Annotated in this window: 18 protein-coding genes; 13 read left to right on the top strand and 5 right to left on the bottom strand. The window is 71.7% G+C overall.

Going from position 1 to position 21,561, the window contains the following annotated elements; genetic code table 11:
• Positions 1-32: 32 nt before the first annotated feature.
• From sucB to ACFY9I_RS28625, 5 genes are all read left to right on the top strand, one after another.
• The gene (gene sucB / locus ACFY9I_RS28645) at positions 33-1,832 is read left to right on the top strand and encodes a 2-oxoglutarate dehydrogenase, E2 component, dihydrolipoamide succinyltransferase (protein ID WP_391006776.1); all 1,800 of its coding nucleotides are present in this window, start codon (positions 33-35) and stop codon (positions 1,830-1,832) included.
• 244 nt (positions 1,833-2,076) lie between these two features.
• A complete protein-coding gene (locus ACFY9I_RS28640; RefSeq protein ID WP_391006774.1) occupies positions 2,077-2,718 on the top strand; it encodes an FCD domain-containing protein in 642 nt (213 codons plus the stop codon).
• 471 nt (positions 2,719-3,189) lie between these two features.
• On the top strand, positions 3,190-5,892 hold the full coding sequence (aceE, locus tag ACFY9I_RS28635) for a pyruvate dehydrogenase (acetyl-transferring), homodimeric type (protein ID WP_391006772.1): 2,703 nt from the start codon (positions 3,190-3,192) through the stop codon (positions 5,890-5,892).
• 158 nt (positions 5,893-6,050) lie between these two features.
• The gene (locus ACFY9I_RS28630) at positions 6,051-7,079 is read left to right on the top strand and encodes a WYL domain-containing protein (protein ID WP_391006770.1); all 1,029 of its coding nucleotides are present in this window, start codon (positions 6,051-6,053) and stop codon (positions 7,077-7,079) included.
• A 109-nt stretch (positions 7,080-7,188) separates the two neighbouring features.
• Entirely contained in the window at positions 7,189-7,707 is a 519-nt protein-coding gene (locus ACFY9I_RS28625; RefSeq protein ID WP_391006996.1) for a DUF4240 domain-containing protein, read from the top strand.
• A 13-nt stretch (positions 7,708-7,720) separates the two neighbouring features.
• Here ACFY9I_RS28625 and ACFY9I_RS28620 read toward each other — a convergent pair whose 3' ends face one another.
• A complete protein-coding gene (locus tag ACFY9I_RS28620; RefSeq protein WP_391006768.1) occupies positions 7,721-8,005 on the bottom strand; it encodes a hypothetical protein in 285 nt (94 codons plus the stop codon).
• Positions 8,006-8,105: 100 nt separating this feature from the next.
• Positions 8,106-8,963, bottom strand: coding sequence for an N-acetylmuramoyl-L-alanine amidase (locus ACFY9I_RS28615; protein ID WP_391006766.1), 858 nt, complete (start codon positions 8,961-8,963; stop codon positions 8,106-8,108).
• 221 nt (positions 8,964-9,184) lie between these two features.
• On the opposite strand from ACFY9I_RS28615, the gene ACFY9I_RS28610 reads away from it, so the two are divergent.
• A complete protein-coding gene (locus tag ACFY9I_RS28610) occupies positions 9,185-10,369 on the top strand; it encodes a MarP family serine protease (protein WP_391006764.1) in 1,185 nt (394 codons plus the stop codon).
• Positions 10,370-10,427: 58 nt separating this feature from the next.
• Here ACFY9I_RS28610 and ACFY9I_RS28605 read toward each other — a convergent pair whose 3' ends face one another.
• On the bottom strand, positions 10,428-10,916 hold the full coding sequence (locus ACFY9I_RS28605) for a GNAT family N-acetyltransferase (RefSeq protein ID WP_391006763.1): 489 nt from the start codon (positions 10,914-10,916) through the stop codon (positions 10,428-10,430).
• Between the two features lie 62 nt (positions 10,917-10,978).
• Here ACFY9I_RS28605 and ACFY9I_RS28600 point away from each other — a divergent pair, with 62 nt between their 5' ends.
• Entirely contained in the window at positions 10,979-11,923 is a 945-nt protein-coding gene (locus tag ACFY9I_RS28600; RefSeq protein WP_391006761.1) for a TIGR01777 family oxidoreductase, read from the top strand.
• A 255-nt stretch (positions 11,924-12,178) separates the two neighbouring features.
• A complete protein-coding gene (locus tag ACFY9I_RS28595; protein ID WP_391006760.1) occupies positions 12,179-13,576 on the top strand; it encodes an FAD-dependent oxidoreductase in 1,398 nt (465 codons plus the stop codon).
• Between the two features lie 105 nt (positions 13,577-13,681).
• Here ACFY9I_RS28595 and ACFY9I_RS28590 read toward each other — a convergent pair whose 3' ends face one another.
• Positions 13,682-15,121 (bottom strand): regulator, encoded by a 1,440-nt coding sequence (locus ACFY9I_RS28590; protein ID WP_391006758.1) that lies wholly within the window; start codon positions 15,119-15,121, stop codon positions 13,682-13,684.
• Positions 15,122-15,695: 574 nt separating this feature from the next.
• Between ACFY9I_RS28590 and lipB the strand changes: the two genes are divergently transcribed.
• From lipB to ACFY9I_RS28570, 4 genes are all read left to right on the top strand, one after another.
• Entirely contained in the window at positions 15,696-16,487 is a 792-nt protein-coding gene (lipB, locus tag ACFY9I_RS28585; protein WP_391006756.1) for a lipoyl(octanoyl) transferase LipB, read from the top strand.
• A 251-nt stretch (positions 16,488-16,738) separates the two neighbouring features.
• The gene (gene lipA, locus ACFY9I_RS28580; protein ID WP_391006754.1) at positions 16,739-17,728 is read left to right on the top strand and encodes a lipoyl synthase; all 990 of its coding nucleotides are present in this window, start codon (positions 16,739-16,741) and stop codon (positions 17,726-17,728) included.
• A 315-nt stretch (positions 17,729-18,043) separates the two neighbouring features.
• On the top strand, positions 18,044-18,250 hold the full coding sequence (locus ACFY9I_RS28575; protein WP_391006752.1) for a hypothetical protein: 207 nt from the start codon (positions 18,044-18,046) through the stop codon (positions 18,248-18,250).
• A 255-nt stretch (positions 18,251-18,505) separates the two neighbouring features.
• Complete coding sequence (locus tag ACFY9I_RS28570; RefSeq protein WP_391006750.1) at positions 18,506-19,207, top strand: DUF4191 family protein; 702 nt, start codon at positions 18,506-18,508, stop codon at positions 19,205-19,207.
• Positions 19,208-19,354: 147 nt separating this feature from the next.
• Here ACFY9I_RS28570 and ACFY9I_RS28565 read toward each other — a convergent pair whose 3' ends face one another.
• The gene (locus ACFY9I_RS28565) at positions 19,355-19,822 is read right to left on the bottom strand and encodes an RDD family protein (RefSeq protein ID WP_391006748.1); all 468 of its coding nucleotides are present in this window, start codon (positions 19,820-19,822) and stop codon (positions 19,355-19,357) included.
• Positions 19,823-20,020: 198 nt separating this feature from the next.
• On the opposite strand from ACFY9I_RS28565, the gene glnA reads away from it, so the two are divergent.
• Positions 20,021-21,430, top strand: coding sequence for a type I glutamate--ammonia ligase (gene glnA, locus ACFY9I_RS28560; protein WP_391006746.1), 1,410 nt, complete (start codon positions 20,021-20,023; stop codon positions 21,428-21,430).
• Positions 21,431-21,561: the final 131 nt, after the last annotated feature.

Genomic DNA, 21,561 nt, shown 5'->3' with positions numbered 1-21,561 from the left:
CTTCCGCAATTCGTTAAGGAGCAACAGAAACCATGGCGGTTTCCGTAACCCTTCCGGCGCTCGGCGAGAGCGTCACCGAGGGCACCGTCACCCGCTGGCTGAAGGCCGAGGGTGAGCGCGTAGAGGCCGACGAGCCGCTGCTCGAGGTCTCCACCGACAAGGTCGACACCGAGATCCCCTCCCCCGCCGCGGGCATCCTCGCGTCCATCAAGGTCGCCGAGGACGAGACCGTCGAGGTCGGCGCCGAGCTGGCGCTGATCGACGACGGCACGGGCGCGCCCGCCGCCGCCCCCGCCCCGGCCGCCGAGGAGGCTCCGGCTCCGGCCCCCGAGCCCGCCGCGGCCGCGCCCTCCACCGAGCAGGAAGCCCCCGCGCCGGCCCCGACCGCCGAGGCGGCCACCGGCGCCGGCTCCGCCGAGGGCACCGACGTGGTCCTCCCGGCGCTCGGCGAGTCCGTCACCGAGGGCACCGTCACCCGCTGGCTGAAGGAGGTCGGCGACTCCGTCGAGGCCGACGAGCCGCTGCTCGAGGTCTCCACGGACAAGGTCGACACCGAGATCCCGGCGCCCACCTCCGGTGTGCTGCTGGAGATCACGGTCGCCGAGGACGAGACGGCCGAGGTCGGCGCCAAGCTGGCCGTCATCGGCGCCCCGGGTGCCGCTCCGGCGGCTGCTCCGGCCGCTCCGGCTCCGGCGCCCGCCGCCGCTGCCCCGGCTCCGGCTGCTCCCGCGCCCGCCCCCGCGGCTCCTGCTCCGGCTCCGGCTCCGGCCCCCGAGCCGGCCGCCCCCGCCGCTCCGGCTCCGGCGCCCGCCGCCGCTGCTCCGGCCGCTCCGGCTCCGGCGCCCGCCCCGGTCACCCCGGCCCCGGCCGCCCCCGCCCCCGCCGCCAAGGCGACCGACGAGGGCGCCTACGTCACCCCGCTGGTGCGCAAGCTCGCCGCCGAGAACGGTGTCGACCTGGGCGCCGTCAAGGGCACCGGTGTCGGCGGTCGTATCCGCAAGCAGGACGTCATCGCCGCCGCCGAGGCCGCGAAGGCCGCCGCGGCCGCTCCGGCTCCGGCGCCCGCCGCTCCGGCAGCCGCCAAGAAGGCGCCGTCCCTGGAGGCCTCCCCCCTCCGCGGCCAGACCGTCAAGATGCCGCGCATCCGCAAGGTCATCGGCGACAACATGGTCAAGGCGTTGCACGAGCAGGCGCAGCTGTCGTCGGTCGTCGAGGTCGACGTCACGCGGCTGATGAAGCTGCGCGCCCGGGCGAAGGACTCCTTCGCGGCTCGCGAGGGCGTCAAGCTCTCCCCGATGCCGTTCTTCGTCAAGGCCGCCGCCCAGGCGCTGAAGGCGCATGCGCCCATCAACGCCAAGATCAACGAGGGCGAAGGCACGATCACCTACTTCGACACCGAGAACATCGGTATCGCGGTGGACTCCGAGAAGGGCCTGATGACTCCGGTCATCAAGCACGCCGGTGACCTCAACATCGCCGGTATCGCCAAGGCCACCGCCGATCTGGCGGGCAAGGTCCGGGCCAACAAGATCACGCCGGACGAGCTCTCCGGGGCGACCTTCACCATCTCCAACACCGGCTCGCGCGGCGCGCTCTTCGACACGATCATCGTGCCGCCGGGTCAGGTCGCGATCCTCGGCATCGGTGCCACGGTCAAGCGCCCGGCGGTCATCGAGACCGAGGAGGGCACGGTCATCGGCGTCCGCGACATGACGTACCTGACCCTCTCCTACGACCACCGTCTGGTCGACGGCGCCGACGCGGCCCGTTACCTGACGGCGGTCAAGGCGATCCTGGAGGCGGGCGAGTTCGAGGTCGAACTCGGCCTGTGACAGGCATGTGTGGGTGAGTGGTGCCCCCGTCCGGAGCTTTCCGGACGGGGGCACCACTCGTTTCCGGTCAGGGGCAGCGCCCTCGACCTTTACGGAGCGGCGCTCCACGGGAACGTGTAAGTCTCGTCTCACCTGCGCGAAAGCACGCCCATGCGTCTCTCCCCCGGCGAGCCACGGCCTTATTGTCTAGAGGTCAACGCCCTTGGGGCTCTGTCCCCCGCCGGTCCCCGCCGAAGGAGCCCGCATGACCACCGCGCCCGTCGTCCACTCGCTGCGCGAACAGATCCGCGAGCACATCGTGGAGGGGATCGTGAGCGGTCGGTGGCAGCCGGGTGAGCGGATCGTGGAGCGACGGATCGCCACGGAACTGGAGGTCAGCCAGACTCCCGTGCGGGAGGCGCTGCGCGAGCTGGAGTCGCTGCGGTTGATCGAGTCCGCGCCGAACAAGGGCGTACGGGTGCGGAACCTGACGGCGGCCGATCTGGAGGAGAGCTACCCGGTGCGGGCCGGGTTGGAGGCGATCGCGGCGGAACTTGCGGCGGAGCGGCTGGCCGAGGACTGCTCGGCGCTGGAGCCGCATGTGGCGGCCCTGTACGAGGCGGACCGCAACGCCGACGGGACGTCCCAGGTGCGGCACACGGTGGCGTTCCACCGTGAGCTGGTGCGGGCCGCCGGGAACGCGGTGCTGCTGCACACGTGGGAAGGGCTGGGCATCGAGGTCTTCACGGCGCTGTCCATCCGCTGGCTGGGGACGGTGCAGCAGTCGTACGCCGAGGAGCACGAGGAGTTGGTGGCCGCGTTCCGCCGCCGCGACCCGCGGATCGCCGACCTGGTCAAGTCCCACGTCCTGGGCTGCGCCCCGCACACGGACGACGATCCCGCGTAGCCAGTGGGGTCCCGTATCGGCCGCGGCTGGGTGGGGCCTGGTCGCGCAGTTCCCCGCGCCCCTAAGAACCAGGCCCTACGGGCCTGAAAGACGCCGGGTCGCAGGCCGAGAAGCAAGGGGCGCAGCCCCGGGTCTTCAGGGGCGCGGGGAACTGCGCGAGAAGCCCCACACACCCACAGCCGCCAACGCACCACAACCCCACGCCCCTTGAGCGCACCCCCGCTCAAACACCGCCCCACCTGCACAAACCCCGAACCACCAAGGCACCCGGTGTCGTCGCCGAAGGCACCCCGTGCCGACTTTCTCGTGATCAAGATATTTTGCCCGCAACCCTTTGATCGATCATCGATCAGCGGGTTACAGTCACCGACGGGCTCACCGAAGCCCCTCGCCCTGTCCTGCCAAAGACCAAGGGCAACCCCCGAACCTTTACCGATGAGGGAACCCCCTTCGACTGAGGAAGGCGGCGCAATGACCGACCCCAACGCCATCCAGCCGAGCGCGCTCGACCAGCTCCCGGACCGCGATCCGGAGGAGACCGCCGAATGGCAGGCCTCACTGGACGCCGTCGCCAAGGCGGCCGGGCCGCACCGTGCCGCGTACCTGATGCGCCGCACTCTGGAGCGTGCGGAGGGCAACGGCATCGCGCTGCCCAAGCTGCTCGAGACGGACTACGTCAACACCATCCCCACCGCCGCCGAGCCGGGCATCCCCGGTGACGAGGCGATGGAGCGCCGTATCACCGCCTGGAACCGCTGGAACGCGGCCGCGATGGTCACCCGTGGCTCCAAATACGGCGTCGGCGGCCACATCGCCACCTTCGCCTCCGCCGCCTGGCTCTACGAGACGGGCTTCAACCACTTCTTCAAGGGCAAGGAGGCCGACGGCTCGGGCGACCAGCTCTACATCCAGGGCCACGCCTCCCCCGGCATCTACGCCCGCGCCTTCCTCGACGGCCGGCTGAACGAGTCCCACCTGGACAACTTCCGCCGCGAGTCGGGCGGCGACGGCCTCCCGTCGTACCCGCACCCCCGCCGCCTGCCCTGGCTGTGGGAGTTCCCGACGGTGAGCATGGGCCTCGGCCCCCTCTCCGCCATCTACCAGGCGCGTTTCAACCGCTATCTCACCAGCCGCGGCGTCAAGGACGTCTCGAACTCCCACGTCTGGGCGTTCCTCGGCGACGGCGAGATGGACGAGCCCGAGTCCACGGCGGCACTCGCCCTGGCCTCCCGTGAGGGCCTGGACAACCTCACCTTCGTCATCAACTGCAACCTGCAGCGCCTCGACGGCCCGGTCCGCGCCAACTTCAAGATCGTGCAGGAGCTGGAGGCCCAGTTCCGCGGCGCCGGCTGGAACGTCGTCAAGTCGCTCTGGGGCTCGGCCTGGGACGAGCTGTTCCAGCTCGACACCACGGGCGCGCTCGTACGCCGGCTGCGCGAGGTACCGGACGCCCAGGTGCAGACGTACCAGACCCGTGACGCCGCCTACATCCGCCAGGACTTCTTCGGCAAGGACCCGGCGCTCGTCGAGATGGCGAAGCTGCTGAGCGACGACAAGATCCTGGAGTGCTTCCACCTCTCGCGCGGTGGTCACGAGGCGCGCAAGGTGTACGCCGCCTACAAGGCCGCCGTCGAGTTCAAGGGCGCGCCGACCGTCATCCTGGCCCAGACCGTCAAGGGCTTCACCCTCGGTGAGGGCTTCGCGTCGAAGAACGCCAACCACCAGATGAAGAAGCTGTCGACGGACGAGTTCAAGCAGATGCGTGATCTGCTCGAACTCCCCATCAAGGACAGTGACTTCGTCGACGGGGTCGTGCCCTACGGCCACCCGGGCGCCGACTCCCCCGAGGTCCGCTACCTCCAGGAGCGCCGTGCCGCGCTCGGCGGCCCCGCCCCGGCCCGCCGTACGCACGCGCTCGCCCCGCTGCCGGCCGCCGCCGACAAGACCTTCGCCGCCTTCGACAAGGGCTCCGGCTCGCAGAACGTGGCGACGACCATGGCCTTCGTCCGCCTGGTCAAGGACCTGGTCCGCGACAAGCAGACCGGCCGCCGCTGGGTGCCGATCGTCCCCGACGAGGCGCGCACCTTCGGCATGGAGTCGCTCTTCCCGTCCCTCGGCATCTACTCCCCCAAGGGCCAGACGTACGAGCCGGTCGACCGCGACCAGCTGATGTACTACAAGGAGGCCAAGGACGGGCAGATCCTCAACGAGGGGATCACCGAGGCCGGTTCGATGGCCGACTTCATCGCCGCTTCGACGTCGTACGCGACGCACGGCGAGGCGATGATCCCGTTCTACATCTTCTACTCGATGTTCGGCTGGCAGCGCACCGCCGACCAGATGTGGCAGCTCGGCGACCAGCTCGGCCGCGGCTTCCTCGTCGGCGCGACGGCCGGCCGTACGACCCTGACGGGCGAGGGCCTCCAGCACGCCGACGGCCACTCCCCGGTGATCGCGGCGACCAACCCGGCGGCGCTGACGTACGACCCGGCGTTCGCGTACGAGGTCGCGGCGATCGTCAAGGACGGTCTGCGGCGGATGTACGGCGAGGCGGCGCCGGGTGAGGACCCGAACGTCTTCTACTACCTCACCGTCTACAACGAGCCGCTGCCGCAGCCCGCGAAGCCGGCCGTGGCCGGGGTGGACGAGGGCATCGTCAAGGGGCTGTACCGCTTCAACACGGCCGAGTCGGCAGGGCTCTCCCCGGTGGCGAACGCGCCGCGGGTCCAGCTCCTCGGGTCCGGTACGGCGATCCACTGGGCCCTGGAGGCGCAGAGGCTGCTCGCGGAGGAGTGGGGGGTGGCGGCGGACGTCTGGTCCGCCACGTCCTGGAGCGAGCTGCGGCGGGACGCGCTGGAGGCGGACGCGGCGTTGCTGCGCGGTGAGGAGCGGGTGCCGTTCGTGCGGCAGGCGCTGCAGGGGGCCGAGGGGCCGGTGCTGGCCGTCTCCGACTACATGCGGCAGGTTCCCGACCAGATCGCGCAGTGGGTGGAGCAGGATTACTCCTCGCTCGGGGCGGACGGGTTCGGTCTGTCCGACACGCGTGAGGCGGCGCGGCGGCACTTCGGGGTCGACGCGGAGTCGATCGTGGTGGCGGTGCTGGCGCAGCTCGCGCGGCGGGGTGAGGTCAAGGCGGCGTCGGTGAAGGAGGCGCGGGAGCGGTACGGGCTGTAGGGGGCGCCTCATAGCCCGGGGCGCGGGTTTCGTCGGCGGGTGCGGCTCTGGTGGGGCTTCTCGCGCGGTTCCCACCCACCCACCCGCACCCGCACCCCCACCCACCCGCGCCCGGCAACGCTTCCCCTCTTGTCGTCTCGGCCCGGCATCATGGCCGCATGCGTGCTGCTCGGCTGATCAAGATGGTGTTGCTGCTTCAGTCCCGGCCCTCCATGACGGCCGCCGAACTCGCCCGCGAGCTGGAGGTGTCCGAGCGGACGGTGACGCGGGACGCCCAGGCGTTGTCCGAGGCCGGTGTACCGGTGTACGCGGACCGGGGGCGGGCCGGTGGTTACCGGCTCATCGGGGGCTACCGCACCCGGCTGACCGGGCTGGGCCGGAGCGAGGCCGAGGCGCTGTTCCTCAGCGGTGTGCCGGGGGCGTTGCGGGAGATGGGGCTGGAGGACGCGGCCTCCGCCGCCCGGCTGAAGGTGTCGGCCGCCCTTCTGCCCTCCCTCCGCGACGCCTCCCACACGGCCTCCCAGCGATTCCATCTGGACGCGCCCAATTGGTTCAAGGAGCCGAAGACGCCCGAACTGCTGCCGGCCGTGGCGGACGCCGTGTGGGACGACCGCCGGATCGTCGCGCGTTACCGGAGGGGTGACACCGAGGTCGAACGCGAGCTGGAGCCGTACGGCCTCGTGCTGAAGGCCGGCATCTGGTACCTGTGCGCCCACGTCCCCTCCCATGGTTCCCGCGTCGGCTCCGGCGTCGGCTCCGGCGTCGGCGCGGACTTCCGCTCCTTCCGGACCTACCGCATCGACCGGTTCGTCACCGTCGATGCCGACGGCGACCGTTTCGTTCGGGACGAGGGCTTCGATCTGCCGGCCTACTGGGACGAGCACGCCGAGCGGTTCGCGCGGTCGATCCTGCGCGCGGAGGTCGTCGTACGGCTGTCGGCGGAAGGGGTGCGGAGGCTGCCGAACGTGGTGGATCCCGTGTCGGCCCGGGACGCGCTGGCGGCCGCGGGCGAAGTCCCCGACGAGGACGGCGGGGTGATCGTCACCCTCCGGGTCGAGTCGGAGGACGTGGCGCACACCCAGCTCACGGCGCTGGGGCCGGAGGCCGAGGTGCTGGCGCCCGACGGTCTGCGGGCGCGCTTCGCGGGCGACGCGCGGCGGCTGGCCCGGCTGTACGGGGCCCCGTGAGGCCCGGTGGAGCCGGGCGGGACTCCGGTACGCCGTACCGCGACCGGAGATAACGATCCGTCGTCCTCCACGTGCGTCCCACCCTCCCAGGCCCGATGCTGGACCAGTGATGGACGAGACGGAGTTCTGGGAGTTGGTGGACACCGCTCGGGAGGACGCCGAGGGCGATCCCGAGGACCAGGCCGACCTGCTCGTGGAACGGCTCGGCCGACTGGACCCGGAGGCGGTGCTGGACTTCGCCCGGCACTTCGAGTCCCGTTACAACCGGGCGTACACCTGGGACCTGTGGGGCGCCGCGTGGGTGCTGCTCGGCGGTGCGAGTGACGACGCGTTCGACTACTTCCGGTGCTGGCTGATCGGCCAGGGCCGGGAGGTCTTCGAGGGCGCGGTGCACGACCCCGACTCGCTCGCCGATCTGCTGGACGACTTCGACGACGAGATCGACGGGGACGGCGAGGAGCTGGGCTACGCCGCGGACGAGGCGTACGAGCAGCTCACGGGTGTGGTCGCCCCGGACCTCGGCATCCCGCCCGCGCCCGGCGAACCCGAGGGTTCGCCGCTGGACCTCGAGAACGAGTCGGCGCTCGCGGAGCGCTGTCCGAAGCTCTGGGAACGCTTCAGGGCGTAGGGCCGGCCCGACGTCAGCCGCGCAGCACCCGGCTCGTCGTGCGCGGCAGGTAGGCGTACTGCTCGGTGGTGTACGACTGGATGTGGTGGTGTCGGTCCGTGTCCGGGCGAGGGTGCTCGGGGGCCGAGGCTCCGTGCAGGGGCGCGGAGTTGGCGTGCTCCAGGGCGGACGCGGTGACGGCGGACGGGCCGAGCACGACGACGGCGGTCGCGCAGGCCACCGTCCAGGGGCTCCGCAGGACCGAGAACCAGGACTTCTTCGGCCCGCGGGCGGTGTTCTTCGTACGGCTGCTGATCATTTTCCCCACCTCCGGTCGGCGTGACACGACGAAGGTAGGGCGCGGATCTTGGAAAAGTCTGTGAGAGCACGGCGCGCTGTCTGTGAATCTGATGAGATCGTCAACGACGGCCCTGGAGGCGTGCCGCCTGCTGCCTCATCGCGGGCAGGCGCTCCGCGAGGGCCGCGCCCGGGCAGCTCGTCTGATAGCCGTCGCTGTGGCCCGTCAGGGCGGGCAGCAGGACGGTGGTACCGGCGGCGTAGCGGCTGAGGCTGTTGCTGGAGGTGAGCCGGACGCTGCCGCGGGGGTCGATGCCGGACAGGCCGAGCTTCCAGGCGGCGAGGGCGGCGATCGCGTCGGTCATGGCCCGCGGGACGGCGACGCCGGCGGTGAACGTCCCGAGCGCGGCGATGCCCGCGGTGCGGTGGTTGAAGCCCTGGGTGTGGGCGCCGGTGACGGGGCGGTCGACGCCGCCCGCGCGGCCCTCGTAGATGGTGCCGCAGCGGTCGACGAGGAAGTTGTAGCCGATGTCGTCCCAGTGCCGGGCGCCGGTCTGGCCCGCGTAGAGGTGGCGGATGATGCGGGGCGCGTCGGCGCAGTCGTAGCCGTTCGGGGAGTCCGTGTGGTGGATGAAGACGGCGGCGACCTCCCGGTCGTAGCGGGCGGGCGGCTGGCTGCGCGCGTCCTCCTCCAGCCAGCGGGCCCTCGGCACGATGGGCGGTCTGGGCGCCCGGTGGGGCGGTGCGGACCGGGTGGTCTCCGGCCGGGGCGCGCGGTGTCCCGTACGGTCCACCACGGCGAGCACGCCCAGCACCAGCGCGAGGACCGCCGCCAGAGCGGGCAGACCGGCCAGCAGCAGGACGACGGGACGCGGCGGATCCAGCCGTTCCCAGATCGAACGTACGCGGTCACGGGCCCGGCGCACCTGTCCCGGGAACAGACGGACGCGGTGACCGGCCCGGCGCACGTGCTCACGCATGTGCCCAGCGTCACCCCGATGCGCGCCGCCCGCGATGTGGGGTGTGCCACCCGGTGGAAACGGAAGGAACCAACGTCCCGGTCCGGGTCGTTTCCACGGTTCCAGGCAGATGGCGCACTGATGGCCGGTTCGTGCGGGCCACCGGAGTGCCGTGCCGGGCGTAGCTGATCACTGTGCCCACCCCACGCGTACTACAGGGTCCCGAGAGAAAGGCGGCTGGAGTGGACGTGCTCGACATCCTGCTGATGCTGGTGATCCTGGCCTACGCGGCGTCCGGGTACCGTCGCGGCCTGGTCGCGGGATGTGTGTCCCTGGCCGGTTTCGTGGGCGGCGCGGCGATCGGCGTCTGGGTGCTGCCGTGGCTGATGGAGCTGGTGGAGCCGGGCAGCCCGGCGGCGACCGTCACGGCGGTGCTCACGGTGCTGGTGCCGGGGGTGATCGGACACGAGCTGGCGGGCCGGCTGGCGCTGCGGCTGCGCCGGGAGATCGACCGCAGCCCGCTGCGGGTGGCCGACGGCATAGGCGGGGCGGCGGCCAACACGGTCGCCGTGCTCATCGTGGCCTGGGTGGCCGCGAGCGTCCTCGGGGCGTCGTCGTCCGCGGTGGTGACCAACTCCATCCGCAACTCCGCGCTGCTCGGCGCCGTACAGAACACCATGCCGGACACCACCCCGGCCTGGTTCTCCAACGCCACCGCCGCGCTCACCGAGGCGGGCTTCCCCCAGGTCTTCAACCCGTTCGAGAACGAGGCGACGGCCGAGGTGGCCGAGCCCTCCGGCGACAGCGTGACGGCGGCGGCGACGAGCGCCGCCAAGCGCAGCACGGTCAAGATCGAGGGCGTGGCGGGCACCCAGGGCCGCGAGGGCAGCGGCTTCGTGTACGCCACGGAGCATGTGATGACCAACGCCCATGTGGTGGCGGGCATCGACGACCCCAGCGTGCGGGTGGGCGGCGTGGGCCGGGCGTACGAGGCGCGGGTGGTGCTCTTCGACCCCGACAAGGACGTGGCGGTCCTCTACGTGCCGGATCTGCGGGCCCCGCTGCTCCGTTTCGACGACAGCGCGCGGCGCGGTGACGCGGCGGTCGTCGCCGGTTACCCCGAGGACGGCGGCCTGGACCTCCAGGCGGCCACGGTCGCCAGCCGTATCGACGCGACCGGCCGGAACATCTACAACTCCGATTCGGTCACGCGCGACATCTACTCCATCCGTTCCACCGTCCGTCCCGGCAACTCCGGCGGCCCCCTCCTGACCACCGAGGGCCAGGTCTACGGAGTCGTCTTCGCCCGCTCCACCTCGGACGCGGAGACGGGGTACGTGCTGACCGTGGACGAGGTCGCCTCCGACGCGGAGCGGGCGGCGAGCGCGACGGCGGCGGTGGACACGGGTGACCTGGTGACCTCGTGACGCGTGTGCGACGAGGGCCCGCGCGGTGGGCGAGGTGGTCGTGGGGCCGCGCGGGCGCTCAGAGCCGACGGCCCATCAGGACGTCGTCCACGTACGCCCCGTCCAGCAGGAACTCCCCCGGCAGGACGCCCTCCACGACGAAGCCCTCGGACTCGTAGAGCTTCCTGGCGGGGGTGTTGTGGCCGAGGACCCGCAGGGTGAGGCGCCTGGCGCCGCGGCGCCGGGCCTCGTCCTGCGCGGCCCGCAGCAGGGCGCGTGCGACACCGGTTCCGCGTGCCTCGTCCGCGACGGCGAGGCCCTGGATCTGGCGGACGTGGCCGTTGCAGGCGAGCGGGGTGGGTCGGACGACCCTGACATAGCCGACGACGGTGCCGGCGAGCTCGGCGACGAGGTGGTCCCGGGGGCCGTACCGCTCATTGAAGAAGGGCTCGTACGGCTGTCGGGGGCGCTCCTGGACGGAGTGCAGGGTGGACCAGGTGACACGGTCGAGGTGGCCGAGGGCGTCCTCGTCGTCGAAGGTCGCGGCGCGTATCTGCGGAACCTGCATGACGGTCACTGTACGGCGGCGCGAGGGCAGCACCGGGGCCGACCGCCCGGCAGGATGGGGGCATGGATGCTGCAGTTCCCGTCGCGCCCGGTTCCCGTATCGCGATCGCCGGGGCGTCCGGCCTCATCGGTTCGGCGCTGGCCCGCTCCCTCAGCGCCGACGGGTACAAGGTGCTCCGGCTCGTGCGGCGGGCGCCCCGGGGGCCGGGTGAGGTGCGTTGGGACCCCTCCGTCCAGCGTGTGGACACCGCGGGGCTCGCGGGGTGCGCGGCCGTCGTGAACCTGGCCGGGGCGGGGGTCGCGTCACGCCGCTGGACCACGGCCTACCGGGCGACGATCCGGCGCAGCCGGGTGCTCGGCACCAGGACGCTCGCTCGGGCGCTGGCCGCCCTCGACACCCCACCGAGCGTGTTCGTCAACGGCAGCGCGATCGGGTTCTACGGCTTCACGGGCGACCGGGTCGTGGACGAGTCGGCGGGGCCGGGGTCGGAGTTCCTGTCCTCGGTGTGCGTGGAGTGGGAGGGCGCGGCCGAGGCCGCGCGGGAGGCCGGGATCCGTACGGCGTTCGCCCGTACGGGGCTGGTGGTGGCTCGGGGCGGGGGCGCCTGGGGGCCGCTGTTCCCGCTGTTCAAGGCCGGGTTGGGCGGGCGGATGGGTAACGGCCGTCAGTACTGGAGTTTCATCTCGCTCCACGACGAGGTCGCGGCCCTGCGCCATCTGCTGTTCACCCCGTCGCTGTCCGGCCCGTTCAATCTGACGGCGCCGACCCCGCTCACCAATCGTGAGATCACGGCCGCCATGGGCCGGGTGCTGCACCGGCCCACCCTGTTCACGGTGCCGGCTCCCGCGCTCCGGCTGGTCCTCGGCGGGGTCGCCAACGACGTCCTCGGCAGCACACGGGCCGTCCCGACGCGCCTGCTGGAGTCGGGCTTCACGTTCACGTATCCGGAGATCGAGGACGCGATCCGGGTGGTGGCGGGGCGACAGGGGACGCCGGGGGTGGGTTGAAAAGCATGGGCGCAGCCCCTGTTCCTCAGGGGCGCGGGGTACTGCGCGACCAGCCCCCGCCGGACCCGCGGTCGCCGACGAACCCGCACCCCCCGAACGCCCGGCGCACACGCACCCCTCCCATGCCCCCGTGCGAGGTCACACGCTTCTTCCCCGGAACCGGCCCCACCTTCACTCTCGTGTCGAACTCAGGTATTTCAGATGGGTGTTGGGGGCATAACGTCCCCGGCAGCCGCGCGACCTCGGGAGGGGCACGTGCTTGAGTCGGTGCACCAGTCGGCGTACCCGGCGGACACGGAGAACGTGGACGTCATCGTCGTAGGAGCCGGCGTGGCCGGCCTCGCTGCGGCCGGACATCTGACCAGGGCGGGTCTGCGGACCCTCGTCCTGGAGGCCGCCCCCGCCGTCGGCGGCCGTATGTCCACCGAGAAGATCGACGGCTTCCGCCTCGACCGGACAGCCCCGCTGCTCTCCACCTCGTACCCGGAGCTGCGCCGTACCCCGGGCCTGGACACCCTGCCCCTGCGCCCGTTCGCCCCCGGCGTCCTGCTGCACGCCGACGGCCGCCATCAGCGGGCCGGCGCCACCCCTGTTCCGCGAAGCGCGAGGGGCGCACTCACGGCCGCGCGCGCCCTCGCAAGCGCCCCCAGGCTTCCCCGTCACCAGGGGCGTCTCCAAGGCCGTTCCACGGGCACCCGGCCCGGTCGGCTCGGCGCTCCCGCCGATCAGTCCCGGCTGGCCATGGCTCTGGCCCGACTCGCCGCGACCGCGCCCGAGCGGCTTCTCACCCGGGCGGAGGTCCCGGCTTCCCAAGCGCTGGAGACCCGGGGCTTCCCGCCGCGGACGATCGACGGTTTCGTCCGTCCGCTGCTGGTCGCGCTCCTCGCCGACCCGGCGCTGCGGACCTCCAGCCGCTGTGCCGACCTGGCCCTGCGCACCTTCGTGACGGGCCGGTTGTGCGTCCCGGAGGGCGGCGCCGACACACTGCCGGAACTGCTCGCGGCCGGGCTGCCACCGGGCTCGGTCCGTACGGGCGTGGAGGTCACCGGGATCAGCACGACCTCGGTGACGACGGTGGACCACGGTGAACTCACCTGCCGTGCCGTGGTGCTGGCCACCGACGCCCGCGCCGCAGCCGACCTGCTCCCGGGTCTGCGGGTGCCGGAGTTCCACCCGGTGACGGTGCTGCACCACGCCACGGACGAGCCCCCGTTGGGCGATCCGGCGCTGCTGCTCGACGCCGACCGCAGCGGGCCCGTCTCGCACACGGCGGTCATCAGCCAGGTGGACCCGAGCCGGGCGCCGGCGGGCCGCGCGCTGATCACCTCCGTGGTGCTCGGCACTCCCCCGGACCCCGCGCACCTCGACGCCACGGTCCGCGCCCAACTGGCCCGCCTCTACCGCACCTCCACCACCCGCTGGGAACTCCTCACCGCGCACCACGTGCCCGAGGCCGTCCCCGCGATGCCCCCGCCCCACGACCCACGACGCCCCGTACGCCTCCTCGCCGGCCTCTACGTCTGCGGCGACCACCGCGACACCGGCACCGTGCAGGGCGCCCTCCACTCCGCCCGCCGGGCCGCCCACGCCGTCCTCACGGACCTGGACACCCGCCCGGCGCACCTGGAGGAACCGCTGGAAACGGCCGCGTGAGAACCGCGTGAGAGTGGGTTCGATGAACGACTGAGGGGCGCCCCGGCCCTCGCGGCGCGGCCGCGTGTCGACGAGGTCCGGGCGCCCCTGCACCGCGTCGTGCGCCTATCCCAGCGCCGCCACCTTGTCCCGGTACCCCCTCACCGGTGCCGCGTCGCGGTACGGCTCCAGCCGCCGCTCGAAGTCGCGGACGTACTCCACGGCCCGCACCGAGCGCATCTCGGCTGCCTGACCGGCGGCCTCCGCGCCCAACTGGCAGGCCTGGTCCAGCTCCCCGAGGCCGAGCCGGGCGGAGGCCAGGACCACCCGGCAGAAGAGGCGGCTCCGGGCGTACGCGGGGGCGCGCAGTTGCAGCGAGCGCTCGGCGTGCTGGGCGGCGGCCCGGTACTGCTGGAGGTCGCGGTGGCTGTGCCCGAACTCGTCGGCGAGCTGGGCCTCGTCGAAGAACCGCGCCCAGTACGGGACCTCGTCCCCGGGGCGGGCCGTCTCCAGGGCGCGTTCGGCCCGTACCAGCGCGGCCGTGGACGCCCGCACCTCGCCGAGCACCGCGTGCCCACGCGCCTCGACCGCGTGCAGCAGTGACTGCACCACCGGCGGCACGGCCGACCCGACGCCCTGCTGGGCGACGCGCGCGAGCTGCACGGCCTCCCGCCCGTGCCCCAGGTACACCGCCTGCCGGCTCATCGTGACGAGGACGTACGCCCCGTACGCCCGGTCCCCCGCCGCCTGCGCCAGGCGCAGCGCCTGCACGAAGTACCGCTGGGCGAGCCCGTGGGCGCCGATGTCGTAAGAGGTCCAGCCGGCCAGCCGGGTGAGGTCGGCGGCGGCCGCGAACAGCCGTCGGCCGGTCTGTTCGCCGTAGGTGCCGCGCAGCATGGGCTCGGCCTCGTGCTCCAGGTAGCGCACGAGGGCCTGGCGGGCGTGGCCCCCGCCGTACGCGTCGTCGAGGGCGCGGAACAGTTCGCCGACCGAGCGGAGGGCGGCGATGTCCCCACCGGTGACCTTCTGGCCGGGGCCGCGCTCGGTCTGACTGCGCTGCCGGGGGACGACCGGACGGCCCTGCGCGGGGACGCGGGTGGCGCCCGGATCGCCCCGGCCCACCCGGTCGTCGGCACGGCCGATCAGCCAGTCCCGGCTGGGGACCACCAGTCCGGCCGGGGTGAACGCGATCTTGCGGAGTTCGGCGTGGCTGCCGGAGTCCTTGCGCCACAGGCCGCCGACGATGTCGATGGCCTCCTCGGGGGTGGCGGCGAACTCCAGGCCCGCGTAGACGGGGGCGCAGGCGTCCAGTCCGAGGTCCTGGGCGGTGAGCCGGCGGCCGAGGCGGCGGGTGAACACCTCGGCGATGAGTGCGGGCGTCGTCCCCCGGGGCTGCTGACCGCGCAGCCAGCGGGTGACCGACGTCTTGTCGTATCTGAGGTCGAGGCCGTGTTCGAGACCGAGCTGGTCCACACGGCGCGCTAGTCCCGCGTTCGAGAACCCCGCTTCTGCGATGAGGGCGGCGAGCTGGCGGTTGGGGGTGCGCTGCGCGGGTCGTTCCGTCATCTGCGGTGCGGTCTCCTGCCTTCCGGGTGTCGGCGGGGTGTCCCGGATTGCCTGGTGAGAAGCCTTTGCGGCCTTGTGAACGGCGCGAATGTAGCGGAGGGTAAGCGTCCGATCGCACATTTCCGCGTCCATTCATCCGATCGTGTGAGGATTTGCCGCACTGCTGACGGGGCCGGCCTCGGACACGCGCCGGCTGGTCCCCCTCGTACGCCCGGCGGCCATGCCGTACGCCGAGCGCAGACCCTCACCGACGCGCCTCGCACGACGGGAGCCGGTCCGCGCGCCGCGTGCCGCGTGCCGTACGGCGGCCGGTGGACGGCGACGGGTGACGGGCGACGGGTGGCGGGTGGCGGGGGACGGGGGACGGGGGACGGCGACCGGGGAACGGGGAACGGCGACCGGCGGCGGGGCGCGTTGGCCGGCAGCCCCGCGCGCGGGACGTCGGCACCCGGCACCACTCGAACACCGCCCGCTCGTACGGTCGTACAGTGGCTTGGGCGCGTCACGCGCCTGACAGAGCCACAGGGCTATGCGGTGCCGCCGCCCGGCGGTGCCGCCGAGGGAGGCGCTTGCCGTGAGTGGGTTGCGGTTCGTCCGCATGGGATTCGGCACGGAGGCCGTCGAGTACCAGGAGGCGTGGGACGAGCAGCGCCGGGTGCACGCGGCACGCTTCGCGGACGAGGTCCCCGACACCGTGCTGCTCCTGGAGCACCCGCCGGTCTACACGGCCGGGCGGCGCACAGCCGACAACGAACGCCCCCTCGACGGCACCCCCGTCATCGACGTCGACCGCGGCGGCAAGATCACCTGGCACGGCCCGGGCCAGCTCGTGGGCTACCCGATCCAGAAGCTGCCGCGCCCGGTGGACGTGGTGGCACACGTACGCCGCCTCGAAGAGGCCCTGATCCGCACGTGTGCGGAGTTCGGGGTCGAGACCACCCGGGTCGAGGGCCGCAGCGGTGTGTGGGTGCTCGGCGATCCGCTCGAACAGCGGCTGGGCGGGCTCTCGCTGGACCTCGACCCCCGGATGACCGACGACGAGTTCGACCCCCGGATGAACGGGCCGGAATACGCGCCCTCGAACGCCGGGCAGCGGCGCGAGGACCGCAAGATCGCGGCGATCGGGATCCGGGTCGCGAAGGGCGTCACCATGCACGGCTTCGCGCTGAACGTGAACCCCGACAACAAGTGGTTCGACCGGATCATCCCGTGCGGAATCCGCGACGCGGGGGTCGCGTCGCTCGCGGGCGAGCTGGGGCGGGACGTCACGATCGCCGAGGTGTTGCCGGTGGCCGAGCGGCATCTGCGGGACGTCCTGGAGAACGCGGACCCGAAGCCCCGGGTGGTGGAACGGGCTTCGGCCTGACGACCGGGCCCCCTCGCCCCCACCGCCCCCGAAGAGGGGCGGCGGGGAAGCTGCGCGAACGGGTTCGGGGCGGAGCCCCGAGTCTTGACCGGGCGTCGAAGGGGCACGCGCCCCCTGGGGACGGGACGGGTAGGGACGGCGGGGGGCGAAGGGAATGCCGCCGTGAAGCCGAAGGTTGCCCACCCCGGAGACCGAGAACCGCACGGGCGTACCCTGGGGGACGCCGAAGAATCGAAGCACAGGGAGCCGATGTGTCCGCAGTCGCACCCGACGGACGCAAGATGCTGCGCCTGGAGGTCCGCAACAGCCAGACCCCCATCGAGCGCAAGCCCGAGTGGATCAAGACCCGGGCGAAAATGGGCCCCGAGTACACCAAGATGCAGAACCTGGTGAAGAGCGAGGGCCTGCACACGGTCTGCCAGGAGGCGGGCTGCCCCAACATCTACGAGTGCTGGGAGGACCGCGAGGCCACCTTCCTCATCGGCGGAGACCAGTGCACCCGACGCTGTGACTTCTGCCAGATCGACACCGGCAAGCCCGAGGCGCTGGACCGCGACGAGCCCCGCCGTGTCGGCGAGTCCGTGGTCACCATGGACCTGAACTACGCCACCATCACCGGCGTCGCCCGCGACGACCTCCCGGACGGCGGCGCCTGGCTGTACGCGGAGACGGTCCGCCAGATCCACCAGCAGACCGCGAACCGCGAGGCCGGCCGGACCAAGGTCGAGCTGCTGGCCCCCGACTTCAACGCCGTCCCGGAGCTGCTGGAGGAGGTCTTCGCCTCCCGCCCCGAGGTCTTCGCGCACAACGTCGAGACGGTCCCGAGGATCTTCAAGCGCATCCGCCCCGGCTTCCGCTACGAGCGTTCCCTGAGGGTCATCACCGAGGCCCGCGACTACGGTCTGGTCACGAAGTCGAACCTCATCCTCGGCATGGGCGAGACCCGCGAGGAGGTCAGCGAGGCGCTGCGGCAGCTCCACGACGCCGGCTGCGAACTCGTCACCATCACCCAGTACCTGCGCCCGAGCGTCCGCCACCACCCCGTGGAGCGCTGGGTCAAGCCGCAGGAGTTCGTCGAGCTGAAGCAGGAGGCCGAGGAGATCGGTTTCTCCGGCGTCATGTCCGGCCCGCTCGTCCGCTCCTCGTACCGCGCCGGCCGCCTCTACCAGATGGCCATCGAACAGCGTCATTCAGCCGCTCCGCAGCGGGGGGACTCGTACGCCGCCTCGCAGGCCGTCTGATTCGTCACATCGCGGCCCCGGCGTCGGCCGGACGACGCTCGGCCCGCGCTGGGCCGAATGGCACGGAGTGCCAGCACATCGTGTGAACCTGAGCACAAGAGGCTACTCGTCAGTAATGGCCGATTGAGCGCGGCCCCGACCGTCCTCGCAGATGAGGGCACTGTCGGGGCCGCGTCGGGGTTTCAACGGCCGCGCATCCACGTTTCATGCGTGTTTGACCAGCCGGTCATGCCCTGGTAACACCAATCAGTGACCCTGGTTTTACACCCGGTACAGGCCTGGCCCAGGCCTGCCATTCCCGAGGGGACCTCCACCATGCAGGCCGCGCCCGTTCGCGCCACCGCGATCCCGTCGTTCACCGATGCACTCCGTGCCGTCGAGTCGCTGCTGCTGAGCAGCGGTCAGCGCACCGCCCGCCGCAACGCCTGGACCTCCGTCCTGGAAGACCGCCGCCGCGCCAAGGACCGGTTCGAGGCCGAGCGCGTCCTCGAAGAGGCCGTCGTCGCGTCGCGCATGTCGTAACCACCGAACCACCGACACCCCGCCCCGACGCATTACACCGTTCGCGCGGCACACCGTTCGCGCGGCATACGGTTCGCGCGGCACACGGTTCGCGTGCCGCAGCGAGGCACCACACCGTTCCCGCACGACCACCGTTCCCGCTCCACGTCGGCCCGCCGCCGCCCGGCGCCGCTTCCCCAGCGCGCTGCCGCCGGTCTCCGGTCCCCACCGGCACCGCCGTCGTCCTCGCTTCCCCGGACACGTAGACTTCGTGCCATGGCGAGGAAGGAAACCGCAGCGGACGCTGCGAACCCCGGGCGACTCAAGCAGATCGCTCTGACGTACAAGATGACCCGCAGGGCCGACAAGAAGATCGGTCTTGTACTCGCGGCTGTCGGAATCATCACTTTCGGTGTCTTCCTCGCGATCGGTTTCTTGATCGGTCACCCCATCTATCTCGGCATCCTGGGCTTCCTGCTCGCCTTCCTCGCGACGGCGATCGTCTTCGGACGGCGGGCCGAGCGGGCCGCGTTCGGGCAGATGGAGGGCCAGCCGGGCGCCGCAGCGGCGGTGCTGGACAACGTGGGCCGTGGCTGGACCACGACGCCCGCGGTGGCGATGAACCGCAGCCAGGACGTGGTGCACCGGGCCGTCGGCAAGGCCGGCATCGTCCTGGTCGCCGAGGGCAACCCGAACCGTGTGAAGAGCCTGCTGGCCGCCGAGAAGCGGAAGATGGCCCGCATCGTGGCGGATGTCCCGGTGCACGACCTGGTCGTGGGCACCGGTGAGGGCCAGACCGAGCTGAAGAAGCTCCGCACGACCATGCTCAAGCTGCCCCGCGTCCTCTCCGGCCCCCAGGTGACCGCCACGAACGACCGCCTGCGCGCCATGGGCGACCTGATGAGCAACATGCCGCTCCCCAAGGGTCCGATGCCCAAGGGCATGCGCATGCCAAAGGGCGGACCCAAGGCTCGCTGACCACCGACGCGGATTTCCCCTCGTACGAGAAAGGGGGCGCCCGGATCATTCCGGGCGCCCCCTTCGTCGTATCAGCGTGCCGAGCCTCTCGTCCTGGCGCCGGGCCGAGATCCTCGTCGTGGCGGCGGGCCGAGCGTCATATCGGCGTCAGATGCGGATCTCCACCGTGCGCGCCAGCCGGTCGTGCAGGCCGCGCCCGTCGCGGTCCCAGACCAGGGGCGGGATGGCCAGGCAGAGGAGCACCGTGCGGACGGCGGCCCGCCAGGGGTTCACCGTGCCGGTGTCCTGGGCGACGACACGCAGGCCGAAGAGGCGCTTGCCCGGGGTGAAGCCCACCGTGCCCAGGGTGAGGACGTGCAGCAGGAAGAAGATGAGCAGGGCCCAGTTGCTGGTCGCCTGGTCGTAGCCGTCGGTGATCAGGCCGTATGCGATCAAGAGGCACAGCCCCCAGTCCACGGCGAGGGCCCCGAGGCGTCGGCCGGGGCGGGCGATGGATCCAGACCCCTCCTCCGGCAGACCGAGTTGCTCTCCCCTGTACCCGAAGTCGACTCCGGCGTCCTCCGCGGCCGCGCGGGGGCCGGAGAGCCACGATCCGATTGCTTGCCTCTTGTCCACCCGACCACGGTACTGCGACCGTTCTGCCATACGGACAGGTGGGGTGCGGGGCGGGATGTCCGGTTAACTTGTGCGAAACAAATGGGTCACGTACGAGAAACCACCCGTCCCTAGTGTCGACGACAGCGTGTGCCACCGCACTGGCAGCACGAACGAACTACCACCCCGGCAGGAGACGTCGGGAGTAGGAGGAGCTGGATGTTCCAGAACGCCGACGAGGCCAAGAAGTTCATCGCGGACGAGGACGTCAAGTTCATCGACGTCCGCTTCTGCGACCTGCCGGGCGTGATGCAGCACTTCACGATTCCGGCCGAGGCCTTCGACCCGGCCGAGGAGCTGGCCTTCGACGGCTCCTCGATCCGCGGCTTCCAGGCCATCCACGAGTCCGACATGGCGCTGCGCGCCGACCTGTCCACCGCGCGGGTCGACCCGTTCCGCCGCGACAAGACGGTCAACGTCAACTTCTTCATCCACGACCCGATCACGGGCGAGCAGTACTCCCGCGACCCGCGCAACGTGGCGAAGAAGGCCGAGGCGTACCTGGCGTCCACCGGTATCGCCGACACCGCGTACTTCGGTCCCGAGGCCGAGTTCTACGTCTTCGACAGCGTGCGCTTCAAGACCTCGGAGAACGAGTCCTTCTACCACATCGACTCCGAGGCGGGCGCCTGGAACACCGGTGCGCTGGAGGACAACCGCGGTTACAAGGTCCGCTACAAGGGCGGCTACTTCCCGACCCCGCCGGTCGACCACTTCGCCGACCTGCGTGCGGAGATCTCCCTGGAGCTGGCCAAGTCCGGTCTCCAGGTCGAGCGCCAGCACCACGAGGTGGGCACCGCCGGCCAGGCCGAGATCAACTACAAGTTCAACACGCTGCTCGCCGCGGCCGACGACCTGCAGCTCTTCAAGTACATCGTGAAGAACGTGGCGTGGAAGAACGGCAAGACGGCGACCTTCATGCCGAAGCCGATCTTCGGTGACAACGGCTCGGGCATGCACGTCCACCAGTCGCTGTGGTCGGGCGGCTCTCCGCTCTTCTACGACGAGGCCGGTTACGCGGGCCTGTCGGACACCGCGCGCTACTACATCGGCGGCATCCTCAAGCACGCCCCGTCGCTGCTGGCCTTCACCAACCCGACGGTGAACTCGTACCACCGTCTGGTCCCGGGCTTCGAGGCCCCGGTGAACCTGGTGTACTCGCAGCGCAACCGCTCTGCCGCGATGCGTATCCCGATCACGGGTTCGAACCCGAAGGCCAAGCGTGTCGAGTTCCGCGCGCCCGACTCCTCCGGCAACCCGTACCTCGCCTTCTCGGCCCTGCTCCTCGCCGGCCTCGACGGCATCAAGAACAAGATCGAGCCGGCCGAGCCGATCGACAAGGACCTCTACGAGCTCGCCCCCGAGGAGCACGCGGGCGTCCCGCAGGTCCCGACCTCCCTCCCGGCCGTCCTCGACTCCCTCGAGCGCGACCACGAGTTCCTCCTCCAGGGCGACGTCTTCACGCCGGACCTGATCGAGACGTGGATCGACTACAAGCGCACCAACGAGATCGCCCCGCTCCAGCTGCGCCCGCACCCGCACGAGTTCGAGCTGTACTTCGACGTGTGATCGAGCCGCGCTCCACGAGTGAGGTGTTGACCGGCCGCTGAGCCGTTGCACGGCGCCCCCGTTCCCGTTTCCCGGGACGGGGGCGTCGTCGTATGGTGCTGGCACGGCTGTTCGAGAGAGACGACGGGGAG

Source organism: Streptomyces sp. NPDC012510 (genome assembly GCF_042955065.1).
In the GTDB taxonomy this organism is placed as follows: domain Bacteria; phylum Actinomycetota; class Actinomycetes; order Streptomycetales; family Streptomycetaceae; genus Streptomyces.
Note: the sequence above shows the minus strand (reverse complement) of the source record. Positions and strands in the feature narration are given on the sequence as shown.

Coding starts and splice junctions, on each gene's coding strand:
- ACFY9I_RS28615 (WP_391006766.1), bottom strand. CDS start 8,963: ATGCGTGAGCACGTGCGCCGGGCCGGTCACCGCGTCCGTCTGTTCCCG.
- aceE (WP_391006772.1), top strand. CDS start 3,190: ATGACCGACCCCAACGCCATCCAGCCGAGCGCGCTCGACCAGCTCCCG.
- sucB (WP_391006776.1), top strand. CDS start 33: ATGGCGGTTTCCGTAACCCTTCCGGCGCTCGGCGAGAGCGTCACCGAG.
- ACFY9I_RS28600 (WP_391006761.1), top strand. CDS start 10,979: ATGGATGCTGCAGTTCCCGTCGCGCCCGGTTCCCGTATCGCGATCGCC.
- ACFY9I_RS28625 (WP_391006996.1), top strand. CDS start 7,189: ATGGACGAGACGGAGTTCTGGGAGTTGGTGGACACCGCTCGGGAGGAC.
- ACFY9I_RS28570 (WP_391006750.1), top strand. CDS start 18,506: ATGGCGAGGAAGGAAACCGCAGCGGACGCTGCGAACCCCGGGCGACTC.
- ACFY9I_RS28620 (WP_391006768.1), bottom strand. CDS start 8,005: ATGATCAGCAGCCGTACGAAGAACACCGCCCGCGGGCCGAAGAAGTCC.
- ACFY9I_RS28605 (WP_391006763.1), bottom strand. CDS start 10,916: ATGCAGGTTCCGCAGATACGCGCCGCGACCTTCGACGACGAGGACGCC.
- ACFY9I_RS28575 (WP_391006752.1), top strand. CDS start 18,044: ATGCAGGCCGCGCCCGTTCGCGCCACCGCGATCCCGTCGTTCACCGAT.
- ACFY9I_RS28640 (WP_391006774.1), top strand. CDS start 2,077: ATGACCACCGCGCCCGTCGTCCACTCGCTGCGCGAACAGATCCGCGAG.
- glnA (WP_391006746.1), top strand. CDS start 20,021: ATGTTCCAGAACGCCGACGAGGCCAAGAAGTTCATCGCGGACGAGGAC.
- ACFY9I_RS28590 (WP_391006758.1), bottom strand. CDS start 15,121: ATGACGGAACGACCCGCGCAGCGCACCCCCAACCGCCAGCTCGCCGCC.
- ACFY9I_RS28630 (WP_391006770.1), top strand. CDS start 6,051: ATGCGTGCTGCTCGGCTGATCAAGATGGTGTTGCTGCTTCAGTCCCGG.